The organism is Neisseria zoodegmatis (genome assembly GCF_900187305.1).
GTDB classification, from domain to species: domain Bacteria; phylum Pseudomonadota; class Gammaproteobacteria; order Burkholderiales; family Neisseriaceae; genus Neisseria; species Neisseria zoodegmatis.
This window is the reverse complement of the sequence record NZ_LT906434.1, coordinates 995,749-1,013,987: the sequence shown is the minus strand read 5'-3', so window position 1 is coordinate 1,013,987 and position 18,239 is coordinate 995,749. Positions and strand designations below refer to the sequence as shown.

At 49.2% G+C, this 18,239-nt stretch carries 10 protein-coding genes; 3 read left to right on the top strand and 7 right to left on the bottom strand.

Going from position 1 to position 18,239, the window contains the following annotated elements; all coding sequences use genetic code 11:
* Positions 1 to 32: 32 nt before the first annotated feature.
* The 4 genes from dnaB to CKV66_RS04625 all read right to left on the bottom strand — a co-directional run bounded on the left by dnaB (position 33) and on the right by CKV66_RS04625 (position 4,210).
* Positions 33 to 1,445 carry a replicative DNA helicase gene (gene dnaB, locus CKV66_RS04640; RefSeq protein ID WP_085364408.1) on the bottom strand — a complete coding sequence of 471 codons (1,413 nt, stop codon included), beginning with the start codon at positions 1,443 to 1,445 and terminating at the stop codon, positions 33 to 35.
* 331 nt (positions 1,446 to 1,776) lie between these two features.
* Complete coding sequence (locus tag CKV66_RS04635; RefSeq protein ID WP_085364409.1) at positions 1,777 to 2,706, bottom strand: MetQ/NlpA family ABC transporter substrate-binding protein; 930 nt, start codon at positions 2,704 to 2,706, stop codon at positions 1,777 to 1,779.
* 78 nt (positions 2,707 to 2,784) lie between these two features.
* Positions 2,785 to 3,471 carry a methionine ABC transporter permease gene (locus tag CKV66_RS04630; protein WP_085364410.1) on the bottom strand — a complete coding sequence of 229 codons (687 nt, stop codon included), beginning with the start codon at positions 3,469 to 3,471 and terminating at the stop codon, positions 2,785 to 2,787.
* Position 3,472: 1 nt separating this feature from the next.
* Positions 3,473 to 4,210: a methionine ABC transporter ATP-binding protein gene (locus CKV66_RS04625; protein ID WP_085364411.1), complete on the bottom strand. Its 738-nt coding sequence runs from the start codon at positions 4,208 to 4,210 to the stop codon at positions 3,473 to 3,475.
* A gap of 338 nt (positions 4,211 to 4,548) precedes the next feature.
* On the opposite strand from CKV66_RS04625, the gene CKV66_RS04620 reads away from it, so the two are divergent.
* Positions 4,549 to 5,070, top strand: coding sequence for a thioredoxin family protein (locus tag CKV66_RS04620; RefSeq protein WP_085364412.1), 522 nt, complete (start codon positions 4,549 to 4,551; stop codon positions 5,068 to 5,070).
* Between the two features lie 184 nt (positions 5,071 to 5,254).
* Here CKV66_RS04620 and CKV66_RS04615 read toward each other — a convergent pair whose 3' ends face one another.
* The gene (locus CKV66_RS04615; protein WP_085364413.1) at positions 5,255 to 5,515 is read right to left on the bottom strand and encodes a hypothetical protein; all 261 of its coding nucleotides are present in this window, start codon (positions 5,513 to 5,515) and stop codon (positions 5,255 to 5,257) included.
* A 303-nt stretch (positions 5,516 to 5,818) separates the two neighbouring features.
* Between CKV66_RS04615 and CKV66_RS04610 the strand changes: the two genes are divergently transcribed.
* Together CKV66_RS04610 and tsaD are read left to right on the top strand one after the other, a co-directional pair.
* Entirely contained in the window at positions 5,819 to 6,508 is a 690-nt protein-coding gene (locus tag CKV66_RS04610; RefSeq protein ID WP_085364414.1) for a S24 family peptidase, read from the top strand.
* A gap of 146 nt (positions 6,509 to 6,654) precedes the next feature.
* On the top strand, positions 6,655 to 7,719 hold the full coding sequence (gene tsaD, locus CKV66_RS04605; RefSeq protein WP_085364415.1) for a tRNA (adenosine(37)-N6)-threonylcarbamoyltransferase complex transferase subunit TsaD: 1,065 nt from the start codon (positions 6,655 to 6,657) through the stop codon (positions 7,717 to 7,719).
* A 100-nt stretch (positions 7,720 to 7,819) separates the two neighbouring features.
* Here the strand turns inward: tsaD and fabI are convergent, their stop codons facing one another.
* On the bottom strand, positions 7,820 to 8,611 hold the full coding sequence (gene fabI, locus CKV66_RS04600; RefSeq protein WP_085364416.1) for an enoyl-ACP reductase FabI: 792 nt from the start codon (positions 8,609 to 8,611) through the stop codon (positions 7,820 to 7,822).
* Positions 8,612 to 8,862: 251 nt separating this feature from the next.
* Positions 8,863 to 18,225 (bottom strand): Ig-like domain-containing protein, encoded by a 9,363-nt coding sequence (locus CKV66_RS12335; protein ID WP_095197837.1) that lies wholly within the window; start codon positions 18,223 to 18,225, stop codon positions 8,863 to 8,865.
* Positions 18,226 to 18,239 lie beyond the last annotated feature (14 nt).

The following is an 18,239-nucleotide window of genomic DNA, read 5'->3' as shown; positions in this document are numbered from 1 at the left end:
GAAATTAGTCTGCTTGACCGTTTTAATCTGTATCAATCTTCCATCATTGCCGCTTCCGGTATATATGCAGCATTTTCAAATTTCGTAAATTGGCCGATAAAGGTGAGGAACACTTTTCCGGTCGGTCCGTTACGATGTTTCCCGATGATACATTCTGCCAATCCCTTAAACTGTGTTTCGGCGTTATAGTATTCATCCCGATACATAAACATAATTAAATCAGCATCTTGCTCAATAGCACCTGACTCGCGCAAGTCTGACATCATGGGGCGCTTATCGGTACGTTGCTCCACCGTCCGGCTTAATTGGGACAAGGCAATAACCGGCACTTGCAGCTCTTTGGCCAATGCCTTGAGAGAGCGGGAAATTTCACCCAACTCTGCCGCCCGGTTATCGCTACGGCCTGAACCTGCCATCAGCTGAAGATAGTCGATCACAATCAGTCCCAATTTTCCGTTAAACTGGCGCGCCAAACGACGTGCGCGCGCACGCAACTCCAGCGCCGTCAATCCGGGGGTTTCATCAATAAACATTGGTGCTTGAGTTAATTTCAATACTGCTTCATTCAGACGGCCCCAATGCTCGTCTTCCAAACGGCCTGTTTTCAAAACATGCTGATCAAGCCGCCCGACCGAACCGAGCATACGCATCACCAGCTGAGCCCCGCCCATTTCCATTGAGAACACGGCCACCGGCAGCTTCGATTCAACAGCCACATGTTCGGCAATATTGATAGAAAATGCCGTTTTACCCATAGACGGACGACCAGCGACGATAATCAAGTCACCGGGTTGAAGCCCCGATGTTTTTTTGTCCAAATCGATAAAACCCGTGGCAATACCGGTTACTTCATCAGGATTATCACGCATATAAAGCATGTCAATGCGGGCCACTACCTCTTTCAGCAAAGCCGGCATTTCCAAGAAACCCTGTTTAGACTTGGCCGTACTTTCTGCAATTTGAAAGACTTTATTTTCGGCCTCATCCAATAGCTGCCCCGCATCACGCCCCTGCGGATTGTATGCACTGCGGGCAATTTCCGTACCGACTTCGGCAAGCTGGCGCATAATCGACCGCTCTCTGACGATTTCGGCATAGCGGCGTATATTGGCCGCAGACGGCGTATTTTGAGCCAAAGAAATCAAATAGTTGAAACCACCCGCAGCTTCTAATTCGTCATTCCGCTCTAACGCCTCCTGCACGGTAATCACATCGGCAGGACGGCTCTCATTAATCAGTGCGGCAATATTGCGGAAAATCAGGCGGTGCTCATGGCGATAGAAGTCTTCCGTGCTAACGACATCGGCTATTCTGTCCCACGCCGCATTTTCCAACAGCAAGCCCCCCAGCACCGACTGCTCCGCCTCCATAGAATGCGGCGGCAGTGAAAGGGCCGTTACCTCACGGTCTGTTTCAGACGGCATCATATCGCTGTAATCATTCATGGTTTTACCTTTCAAAGCCTTAATATGGTGGGACTCAGTTTGCAGTATTAGACACAAAGCCAATCATTGTATCCAATCATCAATTGAAGAGAAGCGGGAAATTATAGCCTAAATCAGCAAAGCTCCGTGACCCGTTAGTCAGCATCAATGTTTAATTTACCTTGCTTCCCATTGATCTAACCATAGCAACGGCACATACATTTTTCAAACGGCCTTAATCATCCTTCAACTTAGGACTAATATCACAAGCCATCGATCTATCATGTCAAATTACTTCAATAAAAACAAAACGCCCTTCCAAAAGGAAAGGCGTTCAGCAAACTAAAGCAAATTATTTAGCTGAAGATGCAGCAGACGCAGTAGCAGCCGCTTCTGAAGCAGCACCTTGAGCAGCTTGCTCTCCCCATGATGCAGGGTATTTGTAGCCGGCAAAACGCTGTTTGGCATAAGACTTGAACTCATCAGAATTATAAGCCTCAGCAACATCTTTAACCCATTGGCTGTCTTTGTCGGCAGTTTTCACAGCAGCCCAGTTTACATAAGCAAAGCTCGGCTCTTGGAATAAAGTTTCGGTCAACTTCATGCCGCTGCTCATAGCGTAGTTGCCGTTCACAACAGCAAAATCAACGTCGGCACGGCTGCGGGGCAGTTGAGCAGCTTCCAGCTCAACGATTTTGATTTTTTTCAGGTTTTCAGCAATATCATTTTTAGACGCAGTCAAGGGATTAACGCCGTCTTTCAACTTAACCCAGCCTAAATCGTTCATCATCACCAAAGCACGGGCAAAGTTGGAAGGATCATTCGGTGCAGAAACGCTGCTGCCTTCTTTAACTTCATCCAATGATTTTAATTTACCGGGATAGAGACCCAGCGGAGCAGTCGGCACTTGGAATACTTCGGTAATGTCTAATTTATGCTCTTTTTTGAAGTCGTCCAAATAAGGTTTGTGTTGGAATACGTTGATGTCCAACTCGCCTTCTGCCAAAGCCTGATTCGGGCGTACATAATCGGTAAACTCAATCAGCTTAACGGTATAGCCTTTTTTCTCCAGTGAAGGTTTGATTTGCTCTTTCACCATATCGCCGAAGTCGCCAACCGTTGTACCGAATACGATTTCTTTTTTCTCAACCGCAGCAGCGCCGCCGGCCGAAGCGTTGGAAGCCGCGGGAGCAGTTTCCTTTTGGCTTTGACCGCCGCAGGCAGCCAATGCGAATGCTACTGCACCGACAGAAAAAGTTTTAAACAAAGCAGATGCTTGCATAATCAAATACTCCTTGAGGTAAATGTGTAAAAAGTAAGATTATGCCGTCTGAACATTCAGACGGCCTTATAAACAGGTTTACCGCTTATCCAATTTACGGGAAATAAAATTGCCCAAACTTTGAATCAAAATAACCAACAACACCAAAATGGCGACAATAAAAATAATGACTTCAGTTTGATAGCGATAATAGCCATAACGGATAGCCAAATCACCCAAACCGCCGCCACCAATCATGCCCGCAGCAGCACTGTAAGACAACAAACCGATCGCCAACACGGTAATGCTCGACACCATGCCCGCACGAGCTTCGTTGAGCAACACTTTGCGGATAATCGTCATCGGAGTCGCACCCATGCTGCTGGCCGCCTCAATCACACCACGAGGAACTTCACGAAGATTTTGCTCAACCAAACGGGCGAAATAAAACATACCTGAAACGCTCAACACCAACGAAGCCGCCACCGGGCCAATCGTGCTGCCGACAATCGCTCTCGTCGCCGGAATCATGGCAATCATCAAAATCACAAACGGGAAGGCGCGCATCAAGTTAACCAAATTGTCCCACACCAAATTAACGGGACGGTTATAGTGAAGCTGGCGGTTGGCCGTTACAAACAAAAACACACCCAGCAATGTGCCGAATAAGGTGGCAAAAGTGGTCGAAAGCCCTACCATAATGAAGGTTTCCCACAGAGCCTGCACGATTTCACCGCGCATGCTGCTAATATTTTCCACTGCCTGAGCGAAGGTCATATCTGCCATATCAATCCTCCCTCACCAACTCGCAGCCGATTTCCGAACGCGCATGAATTTGATTATTTTCAACGTTCACCACTTCCACGATTTTTCCCTGATGCAGCAGTGCCGCACGGTCACACAAGCGACGGATCACGCTCATTTCATGGGTTACGATTACAATTGTTACGTTGAAACGCTTATTGATGTCTTCCAAGCATTCCAACACACTTCGAGTCGTGGCAGGATCAAGTGCAGAGGTCGGTTCGTCGGCAAGAATGACTTTAGGGCTGGAAGCCAGCGCACGCGCAATGCCCACCCTTTGCTTCTGCCCGCCTGAAAGCTGTGCCGGATAATGTTCCGCACGGTTTTCCAAGCCGACAATTTCCAAACACTCTGCAACACGCTTTTTAATCTTTTCAGACGGCCATCCGGCAATCTCAAGCGGGAACGCCACATTATCGGCAACCGTTCTATTGCTTAACAAATTAAACTGTTGAAACACCATGCCGATATTCTGGCGCGCCTTACGCAAAGCAGCCGCGCTCAATGCAGTCAGCTCTTCTCCGCCCACAGTTACTTTACCCGTATCCGGGCGTTCTAATAAGTTAATCAAGCGCAAAAGAGTGGATTTCCCCGCTCCCGAATAACCCATCAAACCAAAGATCTCACCTGCTTTAATTTCCAACGTAGTCGGCTCTACCGCAGTAAACCATGATTTATCACGGTTTTGATAACGCTTGGAAACATTGTCCAAAATAATCATAAATTTTCCAACACATACAACAAAAGCCCGATGTGTAACACAGCGGGCCGGAATCACAAAACGAAGGGCTGCGAACTGCAACCTTACGCTTTAGCTGTTTAACGCCCGCAAGCTGTATCAAATCGGCGAATCAATTTCAGTTCGGCAATATTACTGCAAGGCGGCCGTTAAATCAAGTTTACACATGTGAATTTAAATACAAAAATATACTCGGCATCCCAAGAGCAACAGGCCGTCTGAAAACCTTCAACATCTGCTTATTTATTGAAAATGCCCTGAGAGCTATAATGAAAAGAAGTAAAAATTATTTTTGATACAAAAAGTTGGAGGAAGAAATCATGCTTTCAAAATCAATTATGCTGACTACCCTAGCCCTCATCCTTACTGCATGTAGCTCTAATGCCAAAATCCAAGCTTTACAAAACAAATTATCCGAAGCGGAAACTGCTATAAAACTTTCTGCCGAAAATACCAAAAGGCTGGAAAGCACCTATTCCGATATTTATTTCGACTTAAACAGCTTAACTGTAGAAAATTTTAAAGCTAAAGTAGCCAAAGGGGATGTATTTTACGCTTATATCGGCCGCCCCAGCTGCGGAGACTGCAATACCTTCGAACCTATGCTCAAACGCTATATTCACAAGCATCAGTTGCATAACAAAATCTACTATGTGAATGTACACAGGCTCAATCAAGACAAACCAGCTTGGACTGCTTTCAAAACACAATACGGCCTAAGCGGCACACCTGTTTTAGCCAAATATGGACACGGCAAACAGCTCAATAAATTGGATTTTGAAGATAACAACGGCATCAGCCGCGAAGAATTAGAAAAATGGTTGGCACGCAATAAGTTGTGATGTATTTTGGATGCTATTTTCTCATTTAAATCAACTACAATACTGTCAAACGCAATGAAAGCGTATTGCAAAGTCGCCATATAACAGCAACTCAGGTTTTCATCGTCAAACCAAAGAGGGCATGAAACACAGTATTCACGCCCTCTTAAATTTTTCAAAAGAATTTTAATTTAGCGGGCTTTCATCACTCATACACTACACCTGCCATCAGCATTTCTGTATTTAAATCACCGTAAGATTGCTCCCATGCTTGGGCAGCTTCTATCGCAGCACATTTTTGAGCAAAACTCTGCTGAGATGAGTTCATTTGTTCGAACACAACATGATTCAATTCCGCACATTCACTTGAGAATAAAGCAGCTTCAGCTTCTTGATAGCCATTTGTCGCCACAAGGAATACTACTGTAAATAAGCTTAATAAAGCCAAATTCCTACTTTTCTTCATCACATTACTCCCGTCAACTAAACTGAATCTCTGCAAGCATACTTTTGAAAACTAAATTTTAGCTTTTCAAAAGTAAAGTTAGAAAATATTTAATCAGATAAAATTAAACGCACCAAACCGTTCAAATCACGCTTACAGTTTCATTAAATCTCAGATGAAGCACATTTTAATAAGACAAATCTAAATAATCAATACTTTTTCTTATTTTAATTTCAATTTGTCTTACTTTTTGCTCAAAACTAAAGTAAAATAAAGTTCAATGGTTGGAAAATATAAAAAAACATACTCCGCAAGGAATAAAAGATGGACACATTTAAAGATAGATTAGCTTTTCTTTGGAAAGACGAAGCCCGCCAAGCTAAAATTGCCGCCGACATTGATATGACTATCGCGGGATTCAGTCGCATTTGGAACGAAGGTGGCCTCCCCAAAGCCGAAACATTAAAAAAAATCAAGCAATTGAAAGGATGCAGTATTGATTGGCTGCTCACCGGAGAAGGAGAGCCGTTCCCCGATGCTTCTACTGCCACAGCTGCCTGTGTACAAGACACACTAGGTAATCCAGTTGATATTGAAGAATTTGTTTTTGTACCGCGCTATGATATCCAAGCGGCTGCCGGGCATGGCCGGCTGGTAGATGATGAAAAACCCGTGTTCAGCATGGCATTCCGCCGTTATTGGATTGAAAACTACGTTACTCGAGACACTAAAAATCTTTCCGTTATTTCAGTAAAAGGTGATTCAATGGAAGGCGTGCTCAACGACGGTGATTCCATACTGATCAACCACGGAGAAACGACGCCGCGCGACGGCCTGTATGTACTCCGCTTAAACGAAAATTTATTGGTCAAACGCCTTCAATTAATGCCCGGCGGTATCGTCAATGTGATTTCAGCCAACGAGGCGTATCCTACTTTTGAAATCAATCTCAATAAGATGACGGATGATGTCGCCATTATCGGAAGAGTTGAATGGTTTGGGCGTAGCATTTAAAACCATCAACAGCAAATATTTTCTCTGGATAAGACATTGCAAGGTATTGAGGCCGTCTGAAAAAACAGACAGCCTTCAGTTTAAGCAAACACTTTCCATCAGAATCCATTAAAATAGCAGGCTTTATTTTTCAGACGGCCTTATATATGTTGGTATTGGGAATAGAATCTTCTTGTGATGAAACCGGTGTGGCGTTATACGATACAGAACGCGGTTTATTGGCACACCAATTACACACGCAAATGGCCATGCACGCAGAATACGGCGGCGTGGTACCCGAACTTGCCAGCCGAGACCATATCCGCAGGCTCGTTCCTTTAACACAAAGCTGCCTCAAGCAAGCTAGAGTGCAATATTCCGATTTGGATGCCATAGCCTTTACGCAAGGCCCCGGGCTAGGCGGTGCATTGCTCGCAGGTTCAAGCTATGCCAACGCATTAGCATTCGCACTCAACATTCCTGTTATCCCCGTTCATCATCTCGAAGGCCACTTGCTTTCCCCCCTACTCTCTGAAGAGCGGCCTGCATTCCCGTTTGTTGCCTTACTGGTATCGGGAGGTCACACACAATTCATGGCGGTGCAAGATATTGGTAACTATACTTTGTTAGGTGAAAGTGTTGATGATGCAGCCGGTGAAGCTTTTGATAAAACAGCCAAACTGTTGGATCTTCCCTACCCCGGAGGCGCCAAGCTTTCACAACTTGCCAAAGAGGGGATACCGGAGGTGTTTCATTTCCCCCGACCTATGCTGCACTCCCATGATTTACAAATGAGTTTTTCCGGCTTAAAAACGGCTGTACTTACTGCTGTTCAAAAAGTCCGAGAAGAAAATAACGGCAACATACCCGACCAAACCCGCAATGATATATGTCGAGAGTTTCAAGATGCCGTAGTGGAGGTGTTAACAGCCAAAACACATAAAGCACTACTTGATACAGGTTTTCGCACATTGGTTGTTGCAGGTGGGGTTGGTGCAAACTGGAAACTGCGTGAAGCGCTAGGCAGCTTGAAAGTACAACCGCCCCATACGAAAGGTAAATCCAAACCTGTACCAGAACCGGTAAAGGTATATTTTCCACCGATGGAATATTGTACTGACAACGGAGCTATGATTGCTTTTGCTGGAGCCATGCGTCTGCAAAAAGCCCAAAAAGCCGGCGTTTTCAACGTCAAACCGCGATGGCCGCTAACCGACATAGTGAACTCTTAAATTAAATCCTTAGGATTTAATTTCGAAGATAAACCAATTGATATAAAAACACCCGGCCATACCGGGTGTTTTATTTATTTGAATCTCAGAAAATGCCAACTTAGATATTTTCAGGATCGTTTAGTGCATTGATGCTATAACCGCCATCCACATAAGTGATTTCACCGGTAATACCTGAAGCCAAATCAGAAAGCAGGAACGCGGCAGTATTACCCACCTCTGCAATCGTTACATTACGGCCAAGCGGATTGTGAGATGCTACATGGTTTAGCAGTTTACTGAAATCCGCAATACCGGAAGCAGCCAATGTTTTAATCGGGCCCGCTGAAATACCGTTACAGCGAATACCTTCTTTTCCTAAACAAGCCGCAGTAAAGCGGATACCGGCTTCAAGGCTCGCTTTAGCCATACCCATAACATTGTAATGAGGAATGGCTCTAACGGCGCCAAGATAGGTCAAAGCCAATATCGAACCATTTCTACCTTGCATCATTGGGCGAGCTGCTTTTGCCAATGCAGGCAAACTATAAGCAGAAACTTCATGAGCAATTTTAAAAGCTTCTCGGCTGATGCTGTCTAAAAAATCACCGTCCAATGCTTCACGCGGTGCAAAACCAATAGAATGAACCAAGCCATCCAGTCCATCCCAAACTTTACCCAAGTCGGCAAATGTTCGTTCGATTTCTTCATCACTTTGTACATCGCAACGGAATACCAAGTCGGAACCTAACTCCGCCGCCATTTTACGCACACGATCTTCCAATTTGTCTACAACATACGTAAAAGCCAAATCGGCACCCTGCTCTCGACATGCTTTGGCAATACCGTAAGCAATGGAGCGCTCGGAAATCATACCGGTAATCAGAATTTTTTTGCCTTGCAGAAAACCCATGCTCATTATCCTTAATAGTGTTTTTGCGGATTAACTAAACGGCGCATTATATCAAAATCAGTAAGTTAAGCATAGAAAATAGAAAGTATAGCCAAAACCTTCATTTATGGATCTTGGTTATAAGCCTTAGCTTTGCATAATGCAGTTTAAGAAATTTTAATAAACATCCCCTTATTATTGGAACTCCGATGATAAATATATGCTAAAAAAAGGCCCTGCTTGCCAGCAGGGCCTTGTATCGAACAGTTTAATTAACCGATAAATTCAACATGTTTTTCCAAAATGCTGTTCAGGGTTTCGCCTGAAGACACACCGGAGAACGTAATGCTGTTCTGATATGTTGCACCATTTTCACCTACACCGGTAAAGCTCAGAGTATGGGTTTTATCGTTCCATACTGCGCCTTGCAGATCTGCGGAGCTTACCAAATCGGCAAACACTACTTTGTCGGTACCTGCTTGGAAGTCCAAAATTTGGTCTTTGCCGCTGTTGCTATTGGCCAAGAATACAAATTTATCTGCCCCTTCTCCACCTGCGAGAGTGTCATTACCTGCACCACCAAACAAGATATCGTTACCGGCTCCGCCGCTCAGATTGTCGTTACCGCCATCTGAGCGTCCATCCAGCAGATTTTCCCAATTATTATGTACAAAATCTACTTTCTGTTGCGTAGTTGCTGCTTTGCCGCCGTTTTCACTCCATTTGATGAATTCATCCAGTGCTGGAGAACCCATTCCGTCGTGACTACCTGCTTCATAAGACACACCGGTAGCTTTGTTGGTCCAAGACAGTTGATCTGTATTGATTGAATCACCAAACAGAATATCGTTACCTTCTCCGCCGATCAAAGTATCATGAGACACTTGATTTGCAACTATGGAAGTAGAACCTTTCTGCAAGGCTGCATCCAACTCTTTGGGCGAATGAACAATAGACGCTTCACCTGTCGCACCGTGATAAACCACAGAAGCATGTTTGTTGTAGTAAATCGGTGCGCTTACTACATCACGACCATAACCCAACGGCCCTGAAGTAGTGGTGTCAAAATATTTCAGCGTTGTTTGCTCAACACCTTGCTTGAAACCAATTGCATGAACGGCAGATAATGCGCTCAGCTTTTTAAAGCTATGCAAACCGGCATCAACTGCTTCTTGCGTTACATAACCAATGCTGCGTTTATGTCCGCTTGAGCCGTCTTTACCGTAAGCGGTAGGCTGGCCGTCTGTCAGGAAGTAAGTTACGTTGTTGTAACCGTTTCCGGACACTTCTTTAAACCACTTGGCTGTATCTCTAAACGCATCCTCGTAGTTAGTAACGCCACCGGTCTCTTTTGCTGTTTGTGCAGAAATGCCTTTCAGCAGTTTGTTTACATTGTGTTCGTTCAAATCACGAATATCCACAACTTCACGCGCTTTACCGCTAAATACAATCAGGGTCGTATTAACATTTCCGTCATGAGCAGCCAAATCACCCGCTAGTTTCAGCAATGATTTTTTAGCCATATGCAAGTAAGACTTACCATCTGCAGCAATGAACTTATTCATACTGCTGGAAACATCAAACAAGATAGCCACATTGTAATTAGCGCCCTTAGTAATAATGGTTTGAGTACCGCCATGGTCGCCAATTAATACGTCATTACCGCTTCCGCCTTTAATGGTGTTTGAACCGTTTGAACCGATGGTAATTTGGTCGTTATCCACACCATTAATAGTGATGCTCAGTTCCGCGGTAGACGTATCGCCATCGGCATCTTTAATGGTATAGGTGAAGGTATCAACCAGTTTTTGTCCACTGTTCAATGCTTTCACAGCAGAGTTATTGCCATTTAAGGTGTAAGTGTATGTGCCGTCTTGTGCCATCACCAATTTTCCGTACTGGCCATTGGCGCTTCCTGAAGAAGACGTGATCGGCGTATCAGCACCTTTCAAATCATTAGCCAATACATTACCGTACACAGAAGTATCTCTTTCACTCATACTATTAACATCATTAGCAGCTACCGGAGCGGTATCGGTAATCTTGATGTCTAAAGTATCCATGCCTGTATTACCGGCTTTGTCTTTAACAGCAACAACAAACTTATCGATAACTGAATCATCTCCTTTGGAGTGATCTTTGCGTCCGCCATTTTCGGTGTAAGTGTAAGCCACCTCACCTTTTGCTGCATTGTAGCCGTTAACAGTCAATGTTCCTTTGTCGGTTTTGATAACAACCGGGCGCGCAGCTGACGCTGACGTAACATCTTTGCCGGCTACAGTAATCATAGCAATACCGCTAGCATCACCCACTTTAATAATTCCGCCAACTTTAGTACCTGTTGCTTCTTGGACATATTGGTCGGCCGCTTTAACGGATGGGGTTATGGTATCAACCGAACCGGGATCAGTTGCCTTAGCGATATTACCGGCAGCATCTTTCACAGAAGCTTTAGCAACATATTTACCTTCAGGCAAGCCGTTAGGTACATCTACGCTGTAGCTGCCATTGCCTTTTACTGTTGTAGTTACAGTTTGAATGCGACCATTGGCATCTGCCACCTCCACTGTCACCACTGAACCTACCGGCGCATCGGTCTTACCAGTAATGGTCGGAGTATTATCACGACTGTTGTCCGGCGCATCTACTGTGATGGTTGGTGCAACGGTATCTATTGAACCTTTATCGCTGGCTTTACCTTCATTACCTGCCGGATCTTTCACTTTGGCTTCAACAGTATAGTTGCCATCAGGCAAGCCTTTAGGCACATCTACACTGTAACCGCCATTAGGTTTCACTGTAGTAGTAACAGTTTGAACTCGGCCATTGGCATCACTTACCACTACGGTCACTACTGAACCTACCGGTGCATCGGTCTTACCTGTGATAGTTGGAGTATTGTCGTCGCAATTATCCGGGGCATCTACCGTAATCTTCGGAGCAACGGTGTCTACCGAACCTTTGTCGTTAGCTTTGCCCTCGTTACCGGCGGGATCCTGCACTTTGGCTTCAACAGTATAGCTGCCATCAGGTAAACCTTTAGGCACATCCACACTGTAACCGCCATTATCTTTTACGGTTGTAGTAACAGTTTGAACACCACCTTTAGCGTCGGTAACGATGACGGTCACAACCGAACCCACAGGCGCATCGGTCTTACCGCTGATGGTCGGAGTATTATCTTTGCTGTTGTCAGGCGCATCTACCGTAATCGTCGGTGCAACGGTATCCACCGAACCGTTGTCGTCAGCTTTGCCTTCGTTACCGGACGGATCCTGTACTTTGGCTTCTACGCGGTAGTCGCCGTCGGGCAGTACCGCCGGTACGTCGACGCTGTACACACCGCCGTCTTTAACGGTGGTGGTGACGGTTTGGCTGGCGCCGTTGGCATCAGTTACCACTACGGTCACTACTGAACCTACCGGAGCGTCGGTCTTACCGCTGATGGTCGGAGTATTATCTTTGCTGTTGTCAGGCGCATCTACCGTAATCGTCGGTGCAACGGTATCCACCGAACCGTTGTCGTTAGCTTTGCCTTCGTTACCTGAAGCGTCTTTCACTGAGGCTTCTACGCGGTAGTCGCCGTCCGGCAGTGCCGCCGGTACGTCAACGCTGTACACACCGCCGTCTTTAACGGTGGTGGTCACGGTTTGGCTGGCGCCGTTAGCGTCGGTGATCACGACGGTCACTACTGAACCTACCGGAGCGTCGGTGTTACCGCTGATGGTCGGGGTGTTGTCGCTGCTGTTGTCGGGCGCGTCTACGCTGATCATCGGCGCTGAGGTATCGATGACGTTGCCTTCTTTGTCTTCGGCTGTGGCGGTATTGCCGGCTTTGTCGCTGACGGTGGCTTTGACGCTGTACTCGCCTTCGGGCAGCGGTTGCGCTACGTCAACGCTGTAGCTGCCGTCTTTTTGAACGGTGGTGCTGACGGTTTGGCTGCGGCCGTCTGAACCGGTTACCACGACGGTCACCACTTGGCCTTCTTCAACATCGGTAGTGGTACCGGTGATGGTCGGGGTGGTGTCGTTGCTCAATGCCGGGGCATCTACGGTAATCGCCGCTTGGGTGTCTACCGAACCGTTATCGTTAGCTTTGCCTTCGTTACCGGACGGATCCTGTACTTTGGCTTCTACGCGGTAGTCGCCGTCCGGCAGTGCCACCGGTACGTCAACGCTGTACACACCGCCGTCTTTAACGGTGGTGGTCACGGTTTGGCTGGCGCCGTTGGCGTCGGTTACCACTACGGTCACTACTGAACCTGCCGGAGCGTCGGTGTTACCGCTGATGGTCGGCGTGTTGTCGCTGCTGTTGTCGGGCGCGTCTACGCTGATCTTCGGCGCTGAGGTGTCGATGACGTTGCCTTCTTTGTCTTCGGCTGTGGCGGTATTGCCGGCTTTGTCGCTGACGGTGGCTTTGACGCTGTACTCGCCTTCGGGCAGCGGTTGCGCCACGTCAACGCTGTAGCTGCCGTCTTTTTGAACGGTGGTGCTGACGGTTTGGCTGCGGCCGTCTGAACCGGTCACCACGACGGTCACCACTTGCCCTTCTTCAACATCGGTAGTGGTACCGGTGATGGTCGGGGTGGTGTCGTTGCTCAATGCCGGGGCATCTACGGTAATCGCCGCTTGGGTGTCTACCGAACCGTTGTCGTCAGCTTTGCCTTCGTTACCGGACGGATCCTGTACTTTGGCTTCTACGCGGTAGTCGCCGTCGGGCAGTACCGCCGGTACGTCGACGCTGTACACACCGCCGTCTTTAACGGTGGTGGTGACGGTTTGGCTGGCGCCGTTGGCATCAGTTACCACTACGGTCACTACTGAACCTACCGGAGCGTCGGTCTTACCGCTGATGGTCGGAGTATTATCTTTGCTGTTGTCAGGCGCATCTACCGTAATCGTCGGTGCAACGGTATCCACCGAACCGTTGTCGTTAGCTTTGCCTTCGTTACCTGAAGCGTCTTTCACTGAGGCTTCTACGCGGTAGTCGCCGTCGGGCAGTGCCGCCGGTACGTCGACGCTGTACACACCGCCGTCTTTGACGGTGGTGGTCACGGTTTGGCTGGCACCATTGGCATCAGTTACCACTACGGTCACTACTGAACCTACCGGAGCGTCGGTTTTACCGCTGATGGTCGGGGTGTTGTCGCTGCTGTTGTCGGGCGCGTCTACGCTGATCATCGGCGCTGAGGTGTCGATGACGTTGCCTTCTTTGTCTTCGGCTGTGGCGGTATTGCCGGCTTTGTCGCTGACGGTGGCTTTGACGCTGTACTCGCCTTCGGGCAGCGGTTGTGCTACGTCAACGCTGTAGCTGCCGTCTTTTTGCACGGTGGTGCTGACGGTTTGGCTGCGGCCGTCTGAACCGGTTACCACGACGGTCACCACTTGGCCTTCTTCAACATCGGTAGTGGTACCGGTGATGGTCGGGGTGGTGTCGTTGCTCAATGCCGGGGCATCTACGGTAATCGCCGCTTGGGTGTCTACCGAACCGTTATCGTTAGCTTTGCCTTCGTTACCGGACGGATCCTGTACTTTGGCTTCTACGCGGTAGTCGCCGTCCGGCAGTGCCGCCGGTACGTCAACGCTGTACACACCGCCGTCTTTAACGGTAGTGGTGACGGTTTGGCTGGCGCCGTTGGCGTCGGTGATCACGACGGTCACTACTGAACCTACCGGAGCGTCGGTGTTACCGCTGATGGTCGGGGTGTTGTCGCTGCTGTTGTCGGGCGCGTCTACGCTGATCATCGGCGCTGAGGTATCGATGACGTTGCCTTCTTTGTCTTCGGCTGTGGCGGTATTGCCGGCTTTGTCGCTGACGGTGGCTTTGACGCTGTACTCGCCTTCGGGCAGCGGTTGTGCTACGTCAACGCTGTAGCTGCCGTCTTTTTGCACGGTGGTGCTGACGGTTTGGCTGCGGCCGTCTGAACCGGTTACCACGACGGTCACCACTTGGCCTTCTTCAACATCGGTAGTGGTACCGGTGATGGTCGGGGTGGTGTCGTTGCTCAATGCCGGGGCATCTACGGTAATCGCCGCTTGGGTGTCTACCGAACCGTTATCGTTAGCTTTGCCTTCGTTACCGGACGGATCCTGTACTTTGGCTTCTACGCGGTAGTCGCCGTCCGGCAGTGCCGCCGGTACGTCAACGCTGTACACACCGCCGTCTTTAACGGTAGTGGTGACGGTTTGGCTGGCGCCGTTGGCGTCGGTGATCACGACGGTCACTACTGAACCTACCGGAGCGTCGGTGTTACCGCTGATGGTCGGGGTGTTGTCGCTGCTGTTGTCGGGCGCGTCTACGCTGATCATCGGCGCTGAGGTATCGATGACGTTGCCTTCTTTGTCTTCGGCTGTGGCGGTATTGCCGGCTTTGTCGCTGACGGTGGCTTTGACGCTGTACTCGCCTTCGGGCAGCGGTTGCGCTACGTCAACGCTGTAGCTGCCGTCTTTTTGCACGGTGGTGCTGACGGTTTGGCTGCGGCCGTCTGAACCGGTTACCACGACGGTCACCACTTGGCCTTCTTCAACATCGGTAGTGGTACCGGTGATGGTCGGGGTGGTGTCGTTGCTCAATGCCGGGGCATCTACGGTAATCGCCGCTTGGGTATCCACCGAACCGTTGTCGTTAGCTTTGCCTTCGTTACCTGAAGCGTCTTTCACTGAGGCTTCTACGCGGTAGTCGCCGTCGGGCAGTGCCGCCGGTACGTCGACGCTGTACACACCGCCGTCTTTGACGGTGGTGGTCACGGTTTGGCTGGCACCATTGGCATCAGTTACCACTACGGTCACTACTGAACCTACCGGAGCGTCGGTTTTACCGCTGATGGTCGGGGTGTTGTCGCTGCTGTTGTCGGGCGCGTCTACGCTGATCATCGGCGCTGAGGTGTCGATGACGTTGCCTTCTTTGTCTTCGGCTGTGGCGGTATTGCCGGCTTTGTCGCTGACGGTGGCTTTGACGCTGTACTCACCTTCGGGCAGCGGTTGCGCTACGTCAACGCTGTAGCTGCCGTCTTTTTGAACGGTGGTGCTGACGGTTTGGCTGCGGCCGTCTGAACCGGTCACCACGACGGTCACCACTTGCCCTTCTTCAACATCGGTAGTGGTACCGGTGATGGTCGGGGTGGTATCGTTGCTCAATGCGGGGGCGTCTACGGTAATCGCCGCTTGGGTGTCTACCGAACCGTTGTCGTTAGCTTTGCCTTCGTTACCTGAAGCGTCTTTCACTGAGGCTTCTACGCGGTAGTCGCCGTCGGGCAGTGCCGCCGGTACGTCGACGCTGTACACACCGCCGTCTTTGACGGTGGTGGTCACGGTTTGGCTGGCACCATTGGCATCAGTTACCACTACGGTCACTACTGAACCTACCGGAGCGTCGGTTTTACCGTTGATGGTCGGGGTGTTGTCGCTGCTGTTGTCGGGCGCGTCTACGCTGATCATCGGCGCTGAGGTGTCGATGACGTTGCCTTCTTTGTCTTCGGCTGTGGCGGTATTGCCGGCTTTGTCGCTGACGGTGGCTTTGACGCTGTACTCGCCTTCGGGCAGCGGTTGCGCTACGTCAACGCTGTAGCTGCCGTCTTTTTGAACGGTGGTGCTGACGGTTTGGCTGCGGCCGTCTGAACCGGTCACCACGACGGTCACCACTTGCCCTTCTTCAACATCGGTAGTGGTACCGGTGATGGTCGGGGTGGTATCGTTGCTCAATGCGGGGGCGTCTACGGTAATCGCCGCTTGGGTGTCTACCGAACCGTTGTCGTTAGCTTTGCCTTCGTTACCTGAAGCGTCTTTCACTGAGGCTTCTACGCGGTAGTCGCCGTCGGGCAGTGCCGCCGGTACGTCGACGCTGTACACACCGCCGTCTTTGACGGTGGTGGTCACGGTTTGGCTGGCACCATTGGCATCAGTTACCACTACGGTCACTACTGAACCTACCGGAGCGTCGGTTTTACCGCTGATGGTCGGGGTGTTGTCGCTGCTGTTGTCGGGCGCGTCTACGCTGATCATCGGCGCTGAGGTGTCGATGACGTTGCCTTCTTTGTCTTCGGCTGTGGCGGTATTGCCGGCTTTGTCGCTGACGGTGGCTTTGACGCTGTACTCGCCTTCGGGCAGCGGTTGCGCTACGTCAACGCTGTAGCTGCCGTCTTTTTGAACGGTGGTGCTGACGGTTTGGCTGCGGCCGTCTGAACCGGTCACCACGACGGTCACCACTTGCCCTTCTTCAACATCGGTAGTGGTACCGGTGATGGTCGGGGTGGTGTCGTTGCTCAATGCGGGGGCGTCTACGGTAATCGCCGCTTGGGTGTCTACCGAACCGTTGTCGTTAGCTTTGCCTTCGTTACCTGAAGCGTCTTTCACTGAGGCTTCTACGCGGTAGTCGCCGTCGGGCAGTGCCGCCGGTACGTCGACGCTGTACACACCGCCGTCTTTGACGGTGGTGGTCACGGTTTGGCTGGCACCATTGGCATCAGTTACCACTACGGTCACTACTGAACCTACCGGAGCGTCGGTTTTACCGCTGATGGTCGGGGTGTTGTCGCTGCTGTTGTCGGGCGCGTCTACGCTGATCATCGGCGCAGTAATATCAATAGAGCCATCATCTTTAGCGGTGCCTTCGTTGCCTAATTTATCTTTTACTGATGCTGTAACGTTGTATTTACCGTCCGGCAATGCTTCCGGCACATCTACGCTGTAGCTGCCATCAGCTTTAACAGTAGCCGTTAATGTTTGGACTTTATTGTTTGCATCAGTTACCACAATAGTAACAATTTGGCCTTCTTCCACATCTGTGGTTTTACCTGTAATGGTCGGGGTGGTATCGCTGCTTGCATCCGGTGCATCAACAGTGATTTTGGCAGTCGTATCAATGCTGCCGGGATCAGTAGCAGTTGCTGATTTATTAGAAGGTGTTTTAACTGTAGCGGTAGCAACATAATCACCATCGGCCAAAGGTTTTTCAGGCTCTACGGAATATTCTCCGGTTTCTCCAATAATGGTAGAAACTGTTTGAGTATTACCTTGGCTGTCAGTCAGCACAACGGTAACAACACTACCCGGTTCAGCAAAACCAACTTTGCCGGTAATTTCAGGGGTATTGTCAGTTGTATTATCAGGAGCATTTACTGAAATGATGGGGTCGCGCGGAGCTTCATCATCATTATTGCCGCCCAAAGCAGCCAAACCGCCCAAAGGCAGAGCAGCCAGCAACCACAACGGATTAGGCAACCACGTTGCGCTGATGATTTCACCACCCAAAGCTTGGCCTGCTTGAACTTCTTCCGCCAGCATAGTTACCGCATCAGAAGTTTCGGTACTTTCAGGCACATACGGATAAACATTGCCGTTTTCGTGCTCACCAACCAACAGGCTGCTTTTTGACGCGCCTGTTTCGCTGGAATAGTAACCTTCCAAAATCAAATCCGGATTTTGGATTTCGCTACCTTCAAACGCGATTTCAAGGTTGTCGCCAACGCGCTTGGTCATGATGTTTTCAGGAGCGAACTGAGTCATCTCATCGACGAGTTGATAGTTCACATCAGCTTGTGCAGGAATGCGCAGAACTTCACCCGAGGCCGTCTGAAATTTGACGGTTTCCACGGTTTCTTTGGCATTGTTAATTTTTAACGTAATGTTTTTAGACATATTATTCACCTTAA

What these genes read in the sequence shown, in the direction of transcription:
- CKV66_RS04615 (WP_085364413.1), bottom strand. Translation starts at nt 5,515, where the DNA reads ATGAAGAAAAGTAGGAATTTGGCTTTATTAAGCTTATTTACAGTAGTA.
- CKV66_RS04630 (WP_085364410.1), bottom strand. Translation starts at nt 3,471, where the DNA reads ATGGCAGATATGACCTTCGCTCAGGCAGTGGAAAATATTAGCAGCATG.
- CKV66_RS04620 (WP_085364412.1), top strand. Translation starts at nt 4,549, where the DNA reads ATGCTTTCAAAATCAATTATGCTGACTACCCTAGCCCTCATCCTTACT.
- CKV66_RS04610 (WP_085364414.1), top strand. Translation starts at nt 5,819, where the DNA reads ATGGACACATTTAAAGATAGATTAGCTTTTCTTTGGAAAGACGAAGCC.
- fabI (WP_085364416.1), bottom strand. Translation starts at nt 8,611, where the DNA reads ATGGGTTTTCTGCAAGGCAAAAAAATTCTGATTACCGGTATGATTTCC.
- CKV66_RS04635 (WP_085364409.1), bottom strand. Translation starts at nt 2,706, where the DNA reads ATGCAAGCATCTGCTTTGTTTAAAACTTTTTCTGTCGGTGCAGTAGCA.
- CKV66_RS12335 (WP_095197837.1), bottom strand. Translation starts at nt 18,225, where the DNA reads ATGTCTAAAAACATTACGTTAAAAATTAACAATGCCAAAGAAACCGTG.
- tsaD (WP_085364415.1), top strand. Translation starts at nt 6,655, where the DNA reads ATGTTGGTATTGGGAATAGAATCTTCTTGTGATGAAACCGGTGTGGCG.
- dnaB (WP_085364408.1), bottom strand. Translation starts at nt 1,445, where the DNA reads ATGAATGATTACAGCGATATGATGCCGTCTGAAACAGACCGTGAGGTA.
- CKV66_RS04625 (WP_085364411.1), bottom strand. Translation starts at nt 4,210, where the DNA reads ATGATTATTTTGGACAATGTTTCCAAGCGTTATCAAAACCGTGATAAA.